This is a genomic window from Streptococcus oralis, from assembly GCF_001578945.1.
Classification (GTDB): domain Bacteria; phylum Bacillota; class Bacilli; order Lactobacillales; family Streptococcaceae; genus Streptococcus; species Streptococcus oralis_Q.
Window position 1 is genome coordinate 283,461 of sequence record NZ_KQ969551.1, and the last position, 9,657, is coordinate 293,117.

The following is a 9,657-nucleotide window of genomic DNA, read 5'->3' on the forward strand; positions in this document are numbered from 1 at the left end:
CACTCTAAAAATGACTGGTCGAAAAAATTGGTCTGACTTCACCTCCCACCTTGAAGATATTGCTATTATTGTTCCCTATTTTAATGGGGTCGAACAGCTGGATTTGGGGCATGATTATTATATCGGTGTCAGTCCAGATACTCCTCAAGAAGCCTTTACCAGACCCATTCTTCCCCTCTATCAAGTCAACTCTTTTGAAAAGGAAGACCTACAGGTTTTGCAAATCTTGTCGGCAGTCAAGGATAATGTCAGTCTGAGAGAAGTGGATCTGCATTCACAACAGAGAATCTTTTTACCAGCCTCAGACTTGGAAGCACGTTTTATGAATCGCTTCCCTCAGGCGCTTGCCAATCTTCAAGGTCTGATAGAGAATGTTGACTACCAGATCGACCCTAGTTTAAAACTCCCTCGCTTTAATCCTGAAAGACCAGCAGTAGAAGAACTTCGAGAGAGGGCTGAGCAAGGGTTGAGTGACAAGGGACTAACCTCAGCTATCTATCATGAGCGGCTGAATGAGGAATTGGCTGTGATTCATGATATGGGCTTTGATGACTATTTCCTTGTGGTTTGGGATTTGCTTCGTTTTGGACGTTCCCAAGGCTACTATATGGGTATGGGACGGGGTTCTGCAGTCGGTAGTCTGGTTGCCTATTCACTTGATATCACAGGGATTAATCCGGTTGAAAAGAACCTGATCTTTGAACGCTTTTTAAATCGTGAGCGCTACACTATGCCTGATATTGATATCGACATCCCTGACCTTTATAGGCCAGAGTTCATTCGTTATGTTCGTGATCGGTACGGTAGTCAACACGTGGCGCAGATTGTCACTTATTCGACTTTTGGGGCAAAACAAGCAATTCGTGATGTTTTCAAACGTTATGGTGTCCCTGAGTATGAATTAACCAATATTACGAAAAAAATCAGTTTTCGAGATACGCTAACAACTGCCTATGAAAAGAATTTACAGTTTAGGCAGGTCATCAATAGTAAGATTGAATACCAAAAAGCTTTTGAGATTGCTCGAAAGATTGAAGGGTATCCTCGTCAGACCTCTATCCATGCAGCTGGGGTCGTCATGAGTGACCAAGATTTGACGGACTATATTCCACTTAAATATGGCGAGGATATGCTCATCACCCAATATGATGCACATGCAGTTGAAGCCAATGGCCTTTTAAAAATGGATTTCCTAGGTTTACGTAACTTGACTTTTGTCCAAAAAATGCAGGAATTACTGGCTGAGTCAGAGGGTATTCATCTGAAAATCGAAGAGATTGATTTGGAAGATAAGGCAACTCTGGCCCTCTTTGCTGCTGGAAATACCAAAGGCATTTTCCAATTTGAACAACCTGGTGCCATTCGACTCTTGAAACGAGTTCAGCCGCAAGTCTTTGAAGAGGTAGTAGCCACAACCTCGCTCAACAGACCAGGAGCTAGTGATTATATTGATAACTTTGTCGCTCGGAAGCACGGCAAAGAAAAGGTGACAGTGTTAGACCCTGCCTTGGAGGACATCCTTTCATCAACTTATGGTATCATGCTCTATCAAGAGCAGGTCATGCAGGTAGCTCAACGCTTTGGAGGTTTCAGTCTTGGTAAAGCCGATATTCTCAGACGAGCCATGGGTAAGAAAAATGCTAAAGAGATGCATTTGATGAGGGAAGATTTTATCACTGGGGCTATGAACCTAGGGCATTCAGAAGAGAAAGCCAACCAAGTTTTTGCAGTGATGGAAAAATTTGCAGGTTATGGATTTAATAGATCCCACGCCTATGCCTACTCAGCCCTGGCTTTCCAGCTAGCTTATTTCAAGACGCATTATCCTGCTATTTTCTTTCAAGTCATGTTGAATTATTCTAGCAGTGATTACATTGTAGATGCATTGCAGATGGACTTTGAAGTAGCGCCTTTGGCGATCAACAGCATTCCCTATCATGATAAGATTGCCCAGAAAAAAATCTATCTTGGTCTAAAAGCCATTAAGGGCATGCCAAGAGATTTTTCTTACTGGATTATCGAAAATCGTCCCTTCTCAAGCATTGAAGATTTTGTCACACGTCTTCCCAAGAATTACAAGAAACTATCGCTTTTGACTCCTTTGGTTGAACTGGGGCTCTTTGATGAATTTGACAAGAATCGTCAGAAAATCTTAGTGAACCTACCAAACTTATTTGTCTTTGTTGAGGAGTTAGGTGGACTCTTTGCAGATGCAAACTATAGTTGGACTGAGGCTGATGATTTTACTGAGGCGGAGAAATTTTACAAGGAACAGGAATTGATTGGGGTAGGTATCAGTGCCCATCCTCTCCAAACTCTTGCCAAACAAACCATTTATCCGACGGTTCCGATTGCTAATCTAACCGAGGGAGCTCAAGCTACTCTCCTAGTTGAAGTGCAAAAACTAAAGGTGATTCGAACCAAGAAGGGCGAGAACATGGCCTTTTTACAGGTTCATGATAGTAAGTCTCGGATGGATGTGACTGTATTTTCAGACCAATATAGAAAATTCTCCTCTATCCTCTCCGAAGGAAAATTTTACTACATCAATGGTAAAGTTCAATCTCGAGATGGTCGTCTGCAAATGATTGCACAAGATTTGAAAGAAGCAGTAGCGGAACGATTCTGGATTCAAGTTAAAAATCATGAATACGATAAAGAGATTTCAAATATCCTAGAACAATACAAAGGCCCAATTCCTGTCATTATCAGGTATGAAGAGGAAGGAAAAACGGTTGTTTCTACACAACATTTTGTAAGAAAAGATTCTGCTCTAGAGGAAAAATTAGAGGGACTTGCTATGAAAACGATTTATCGTTAAAAATACGAAAAATAGAAGAATTTTCGATTTAAATGTGGTATAATCAGTAAGAATGTTAAAAGAAAAAGGAGCATAAACCAAATGAAACGTATTGCTGTTTTAACTAGTGGCGGTGACGCCCCTGGTATGAACGCTGCCATTCGTGCAGTTGTTCGTCAAGCAATCTCAGAAGGAATGGAAGTGTTTGGTATCTATGACGGATATGCTGGTATGGTTGCTGGCGAAATCTATCCCCTAGATGCCGCATCAGTTGGTGACATCATTTCGCGTGGTGGTACTTTCCTTCACTCAGCTCGCTACCCAGAGTTTGCCCAACTTGAAGGTCAACTCAAAGGGATTGAGCAGTTGAAAAAACATGGTATTGAAGGTGTCGTTGTTATCGGTGGTGATGGTTCTTATCATGGTGCTATGCGCTTGACCGAGCATGGCTTCCCAGCCATTGGTCTTCCTGGTACAATTGATAATGATATCGTAGGAACTGACTTTACAATTGGATTTGACACAGCAGTAACAACCGCTATGGACGCTATTGATAAAATTCGTGACACTTCATCAAGTCACCGTCGCACTTTCGTTGTTGAAGTAATGGGACGTAACGCTGGTGACATTGCACTTTGGGCAGGTATTGCTACAGGTGCGGACGAAATTATTATCCCTGAAGAAGGTTTTGATATGGAAGGAATCGTAGCGAGCATCAAAGCCGGTTATGAGCACGGTAAGAAACACAACATCATCGTTTTGGCAGAAGGTGTTATGTCAGCGGCTGAATTTGGTCAAAAACTAAAAGAGGCAGGAGACACTAGTGACCTTCGTGTGACTGAGCTTGGACACATCCAACGTGGTGGTTCACCAACTGCTCGTGATCGTGTTTTGGCGTCACGCTTGGGAGCACACGCTGTTAAACTTCTTAAACAAGGAATCGGTGGTGTCGCTGTTGGTATCCGTAACGAAAAAATGGTTGAAAATCCAATTCTTGGTACAGCAGAAGAAGGGGCTTTGTTTAGCTTGACTGAAGATGGCAAGATTGTGGTGAATAACCCACACAAAGCTGATCTTGAACTCGCTAGCTTAAATAAGAGCTTGTCATAATCAACTTTCATTAATTTGGTAACATGACCATAAAGGTCGAATTATATAAAGGAGTCACAAAAATCATGAACAAACGTGTAAAAATCGTTGCAACTTTAGGTCCTGCGGTAGAAATCCGTGGAGGTAAAAAATTCGGTGAAGACGGATACTGGGGTGAAAAACTAGACGTTGAAGCTTCAGCTAAAAACATTGCAAAACTAATTGAAGCGGGAGCAAATACTTTCCGTTTCAACTTCTCACATGGTGACCATCAAGAACAAGGTGAGCGTATGGCAACTGTTAAGCTTGCTGAAAAACTTGCAGGTAAAAAAGTTGGTTTCCTTCTTGATACTAAAGGACCTGAAATCCGTACAGAATTGTTTGAAGGTGACGCAAAAGAGTACTCTTACAAAACTGGTGAAAAAATCCGTGTTGCAACTAAACAAGGAATCAAATCAACTCGTGAAGTGATTGCTTTGAACGTTGCTGGTGCTCTTGATATCTACGATGATGTTGAAGTTGGTCGTCAAGTATTGGTTGACGATGGTAAACTTGGTCTTCGCGTTGTTGCAAAAGACGATGCAACTCGTGAATTTGAAGTTGAAGTTGAAAATGACGGAGTAATTGCTAAGCAAAAAGGTGTAAACATCCCTAACACAAAAATTCCTTTCCCAGCTCTTGCTGAACGTGATAACGATGATATCCGTTTCGGTTTGGAACAAGGTATCAACTTCATCGCGATTTCATTTGTACGTACTGCAAAAGACGTTAACGAAGTTCGTGCAATCTGTGAAGAAACTGGTAACGGTCATGTTCAATTGTTCGCAAAAATTGAAAACCAACAAGGGATTGACAACTTGGATGAAATCATCGAAGCTGCTGACGGTATCATGATCGCTCGTGGTGACATGGGTATCGAAGTACCATTCGAAATGGTTCCAGTTTACCAAAAAATGATCATTACTAAAGTCAATGCAGCAGGTAAAGTTGTTATCACAGCAACAAACATGCTTGAAACAATGACTGAAAAACCACGTGCAACTCGTTCAGAAGTATCAGACGTATTTAACGCTGTTATCGACGGAACTGACGCTACAATGCTTTCAGGTGAGTCTGCAAACGGTAAATATCCACTTGAGTCAGTAACAACAATGGCTACAATCGACAAGAATGCTCAAACTCTTTTGAACGAGTATGGACGTTTGAACTCAGACAGCTTTGAACGTAACTCTAAGACAGAAGTTATGGCTTCAGCTGTTAAAGACGCTACTAACTCAATGAATATCAAATTGGTGGTGACGCTTACTAAGACTGGTCATACAGCTCGTTTGATCTCTAAATACCGTCCAAATGCAGATATCTTGGCATTGACATTTGATGAATTGACAGAACGTGGACTGATGTTGAACTGGGGTGTTATCCCAATGTTGACAGAAGCTCCATCATCAACTGATGATATGTTTGAAATTGCTGAACGTAAAGCACTTGAAGCAGGTCTTGTAGAATCAGGTGATGATATTGTTATCGTTGCGGGTGTACCTGTTGGCGAAGCAGTTCGTACAAATACAATGCGTATCCGCACAGTACGTTAATAAATCATTAAAAAGCCTATCCTATCAAGCTTTATAGCTTGAGTGGTAGGTTTTTTTGTATTTTAGAAGATAAAATGAAGGCTAATTTTAATAAACAGGAATGGGAAAAATAAGAGAACTATGGTATAATAGAATGTAAAGACCTTTTTAGTAAATTTTGAAAGAGTATAACATGAGAAAAATTGTCATCAATGGTGGACGTCCATTGCAAGGTGAGATCACCATTAGTGGTGCTAAAAATAGTGTTGTAGCATTAATTCCTGCTATTATACTGGCAGATGATGTCGTCACCCTAGATTGTGTCCCAGATATTTCAGACGTTGCTAGTCTTGTCGAAATTATGGAAATTATGGGGGCGACTGTTAAGCGTTATGAGGATGTCTTGGAGATTGATCCAAGAGGTGTTCAAAACATTCCTATGCCTTATGGCAAGATTAATAGCTTGCGTGCTTCTTATTATTTCTACGGAAGTCTTTTAGGTCGCTTTGGTGAAGCTACAGTTGGACTTCCTGGTGGATGTGATCTGGGGCCTCGTCCGATTGACCTTCACTTAAAAGCCTTTGAAGCTATGGGAGCCAAAGTGAGCTACGAGGGAGATAATATGAATTTATCTGCCCAAGGTAAGGGACTTCACGGTGCAAGTATCTACATGGATACCGTTAGTGTTGGTGCAACGATTAATACCATGATTGCGGCTGTTAAGGCTAAGGGACGGACTGTTATTGAAAATGCGGCTCGTGAACCAGAAATCATCGATGTGGCTACCCTTTTGAATAACATGGGGGCTCACATTCGTGGTGCAGGGACTGATATTATCATTATTGATGGTGTTGAGCAACTTCATGGAACACGTCATCAAGTTATTCCAGACCGTATCGAAGCCGGGACCTATATTTCACTTGCTGCAGCGGTTGGTAAGGGAATCCGTATTAACAATGTTCTCTATGAACACTTAGAAGGCTTTATCGCCAAACTAGAAGAAATGGGCGTTCGCATGACAGTCTCTGAGGATAGTATCTTCGTTGAAGAGCAGTCTGATTTGAAGGCTATCAATATTAAAACAGCTCCCTATCCAGGATTTGCAACGGATTTGCAACAACCAATCACACCACTTTTACTAACCGCCCAAGGCTGTGGTACCATTATTGATACCATTTATGAGAAACGTGTCAATCATGTCTTTGAGTTAGCAAAAATGGATGCAGATATTACGACTACAAATGACCATATTTTCTACACTGGTGGGCGTGTTCTACATGGTGCCAAGGTGAAAGCTACAGATCTTCGTGCTGGTGCTGCACTTGTGATCGCTGGTTTGATGGCTCAAGGTCGGACTGAAATTACAAATATTGAGTTTATCCTTAGAGGCTATTCAGATATTATCGAAAAATTGCGTAGTCTTGGAGCGGATATTACACTCTTTGAAGACTAAACCGTTGAGGTGATTATGAATATTTGGACCAAATTAGCAATGTTTTCTTTCTTTGAAACGGAGCGCTTGTATTTGCGTCCTTTCTTTTTTAGTGACAGTCAAGCGTTTTTCGAGATTGCTTCAAACCCTGAGAATTTGCAGTTTATTTTTCCCAGTCAAGCAAGTTTGGAAGAAAGTCAGTATGCACTTGCTAACTATTTTATGAAGAATCCTTTAGGCGTTTGGGCCATATGTCTCCAAGAAAATCAGGAAATGATTGGCTCCATTAAATTTGAAAAGATTGATGAAATCAAGAAAGAGGCAGAAATTGGTTATTTCTTAAAAAAGGATTCTTGGTCACAAGGTTTTATGACAGAAACTGTTACCAAGCTTTGCCAACTTTCCTTTGAAGAGTTCGGATTAAAACAATTATCCATCATCACTCATCTGGAGAATCAAGCTAGTCAAAAAGTAGCCTTAAAATCGGGCTTTAGTCTCTTCCGACAGTTTAAGGGGAGCGATCGCTATACACGAAAAATGAGGGACTATCTTGAATTTCGATACATAAAAGGAGAATTCAATGAGTAAACATCAGGAAATCTTAAATTATCTGGAAGAGTTACCAATAGGAAAACGTGTCAGTGTTCGTAGCATTTCCAATCACTTGGGTGTAAGTGATGGGACGGCTTATCGTGCTATTAAAGAAGCTGAAAATCGTGGGATTGTAGAAACTCGTCCTCGTAGTGGAACCATTCGGATCAAGTCCCAGAAAGTGGCTATTGAAAAACTGACCTATGCAGAGATTGCAGAAGTAACTTCATCCGAAGTCTTGGCCGGTCAGGAAGGTTTGAACAGGGAATTCAGTAAATTCTCCATTGGAGCCATGACAGAACAGAATATCTTGTCCTATCTAAACGATGGTGGTTTGTTAATTGTAGGCGACCGTACTCGTGTTCAACTTCTGGCTTTGGAAAATGAAAATGCAGTTCTGGTGACTGGCGGATTTCATGTCCAAGAGGATGTACTAGGACTTGCCAATAAAAAAGGTATTCCTGTCCTGAGAAGCAAGCATGATACTTTTACAGTTGCAACTATGATCAATAGAGCTTTGTCAAATGTGCAAATTAAAACAGATATTTTAACAGTTGAAAAGCTCTATCGTCCTAGCCATGAGTATGGTTTTTTGAGAGAAACAGACACAGTGAAAGATTATCTAGACTTGGTACGTAAGAACAGAAGCAGTCGTTTCCCAGTCATTAATCAACACCAAGTGGTTGTTGGAGTTGTTACCATGCGTGATGCAGGGGACAAATCCCCTAGCACGACGATTGATAAGGTGATGACGCGCAGCATTTTCGTAACAGGCTTAGCGACCAATATTGCCAATGTCAGTCAACGGATGATAGCAGAAGACTTTGAGATGGTTCCGGTAGTGAGAAGCAATCAAACTTTGCTCGGGGTGATTACAAGACGCGATGTCATGGATAAGATGAGTCGCTCTCAGGTTTCAGCCTTGCCGACTTTTTCAGAGCAAATCGGTCAGAAGTTGTCTTATCATCACGACGAAGTTGTGATTACAGTTGAGCCCTTTATGCTTGAGAAGAACGGAGTTTTGGCAAATGGTGTTCTTGCTGAAATTTTAACTCACATGACACAGGATTTGGTGGCAAATAGCAGACGCAATCTCATCATCGAGCAGATGCTAATTTACTTCTTACAAGCTGTTCAGATAGATGATACTTTGCGGATTCAGGCACGTATTATTCACCACACGAGACGTTCGGCTATTATTGATTATGATATTTATCATGGTCATCAGATTGTATCAAAAGCAAATGTTACAGTTAAAATCAATTAGAATCTAGGAGAAAAAATGATAACTTTGAAATCAGCACGTGAAATCGAAGCCATGGACAAGGCTGGCGATTTCCTAGCTAGTATTCATATCGGCTTACGTGATTTGATTAAGCCAGGCGTGGATATGTGGGAAGTTGAAGAGTACGTTCGTCGACGTTGTAAAGAGGAAAATTTCCTTCCTCTACAGATTGGCGTGGATGGCGCAGTTATGGATTACCCCTATGCTACTTGTTGCTCTCTCAACGACGAAGTTGCTCATGCTTTTCCACGTCATTACATCTTGAAAGATGGAGATTTGCTAAAGGTTGATATGGTTTTGGGAGGCCCTATTGCCAAATCAGACCTCAATGTATCTAAACTCAACTTCAACAATGTTGAGCAAATGAAAAAATACACACAGAGCTATTCTGGCGGTCTAGCAGATTCATGTTGGGCTTATGCGGTTGGTACACCGTCTGAAGAAGTGAAAAACCTGATGGATGTGACCAAGGAAGCTATGTATATAGGAATTGAGCAAGCGGTTGTTGGAAATCGTATCGGTGATATCGGTGCGGCCATTCAAGAATACGCTGAAAGTCGCGGTTATGGTGTCGTACGTGATTTAGTTGGTCATGGTGTTGGACCAACTATGCATGAAGAGCCAATGGTTCCCAACTACGGTATAGCAGGTCGTGGACTCCGCCTCCGTGAAGGAATGGTACTAACCATTGAACCCATGATTAATACTGGTGACTGGGAAATTGATACAGATATGAAAACTGGCTGGGCTCATAAGACTATAGATGGCGGCCTATCTTGCCAATATGAACACCAGTTCGTGATTACCAAAGACGGTCCGGTTATCTTGACTAGTCAGGGTGAAGAAGGAACGTATTAAAAATGAAGGGAGCTTAGCTCCTTTTTTTGGC

At 41.3% G+C, this 9,657-nt stretch carries 7 protein-coding genes; all 7 read left to right on the plus strand.

The genetic code is table 11. The features are described 5' to 3' along the window. The coding region (locus tag SORDD16_RS04080) for a DNA polymerase III subunit alpha (RefSeq protein ID WP_061452470.1) at nucleotides 1-2,821 on the plus strand (2,821 nt) is incomplete at its 5' end. 81 nt (nucleotides 2,822-2,902) lie between these two features. Beyond that, nucleotides 2,903-3,910 carry a 6-phosphofructokinase gene (gene pfkA, locus SORDD16_RS04085; protein WP_061452471.1) on the plus strand — a complete coding sequence of 336 codons (1,008 nt, stop codon included), beginning with the start codon at nucleotides 2,903-2,905 and terminating at the stop codon, nucleotides 3,908-3,910. A gap of 65 nt (nucleotides 3,911-3,975) precedes the next feature. Continuing rightward, nucleotides 3,976-5,481, plus strand: a complete 1,506-nt coding sequence (pyk, locus tag SORDD16_RS04090; protein WP_061452472.1) for a pyruvate kinase — start codon at nucleotides 3,976-3,978, stop codon at nucleotides 5,479-5,481. 172 nt (nucleotides 5,482-5,653) lie between these two features. After that, nucleotides 5,654-6,913, plus strand: coding sequence for a UDP-N-acetylglucosamine 1-carboxyvinyltransferase (locus SORDD16_RS04095; RefSeq protein ID WP_061452473.1), 1,260 nt, complete (start codon nucleotides 5,654-5,656; stop codon nucleotides 6,911-6,913). A 15-nt stretch (nucleotides 6,914-6,928) separates the two neighbouring features. After that, nucleotides 6,929-7,480 (plus strand): GNAT family N-acetyltransferase, encoded by a 552-nt coding sequence (locus SORDD16_RS04100; RefSeq protein WP_061452474.1) that lies wholly within the window; start codon nucleotides 6,929-6,931, stop codon nucleotides 7,478-7,480. Continuing rightward, the gene (gene spxR, locus SORDD16_RS04105; RefSeq protein ID WP_061452475.1) at nucleotides 7,473-8,750 is read left to right on the plus strand and encodes a CBS-HotDog domain-containing transcription factor SpxR; all 1,278 of its coding nucleotides are present in this window, start codon (nucleotides 7,473-7,475) and stop codon (nucleotides 8,748-8,750) included. Before SORDD16_RS04100 ends, spxR begins: the two co-directional genes overlap by 8 nt. Nucleotides 8,751-8,765: 15 nt before the next feature. Beyond that, nucleotides 8,766-9,626 carry a methionyl aminopeptidase gene (locus SORDD16_RS04110; RefSeq protein ID WP_061452476.1) on the plus strand — a complete coding sequence of 287 codons (861 nt, stop codon included), beginning with the start codon at nucleotides 8,766-8,768 and terminating at the stop codon, nucleotides 9,624-9,626. Nucleotides 9,627-9,657: the final 31 nt, after the last annotated feature.

Excerpts from the sequence above, each read along its gene's own strand:
- SORDD16_RS04110 (WP_061452476.1), top strand. The coding sequence starts at position 8,766 with ATGATAACTTTGAAATCAGCACGTGAAATCGAAGCCATGGACAAGGCT.
- pyk (WP_061452472.1), top strand. The coding sequence starts at position 3,976 with ATGAACAAACGTGTAAAAATCGTTGCAACTTTAGGTCCTGCGGTAGAA.
- spxR (WP_061452475.1), top strand. The coding sequence starts at position 7,473 with ATGAGTAAACATCAGGAAATCTTAAATTATCTGGAAGAGTTACCAATA.
- SORDD16_RS04095 (WP_061452473.1), top strand. The coding sequence starts at position 5,654 with ATGAGAAAAATTGTCATCAATGGTGGACGTCCATTGCAAGGTGAGATC.
- pfkA (WP_061452471.1), top strand. The coding sequence starts at position 2,903 with ATGAAACGTATTGCTGTTTTAACTAGTGGCGGTGACGCCCCTGGTATG.
- SORDD16_RS04100 (WP_061452474.1), top strand. The coding sequence starts at position 6,929 with ATGAATATTTGGACCAAATTAGCAATGTTTTCTTTCTTTGAAACGGAG.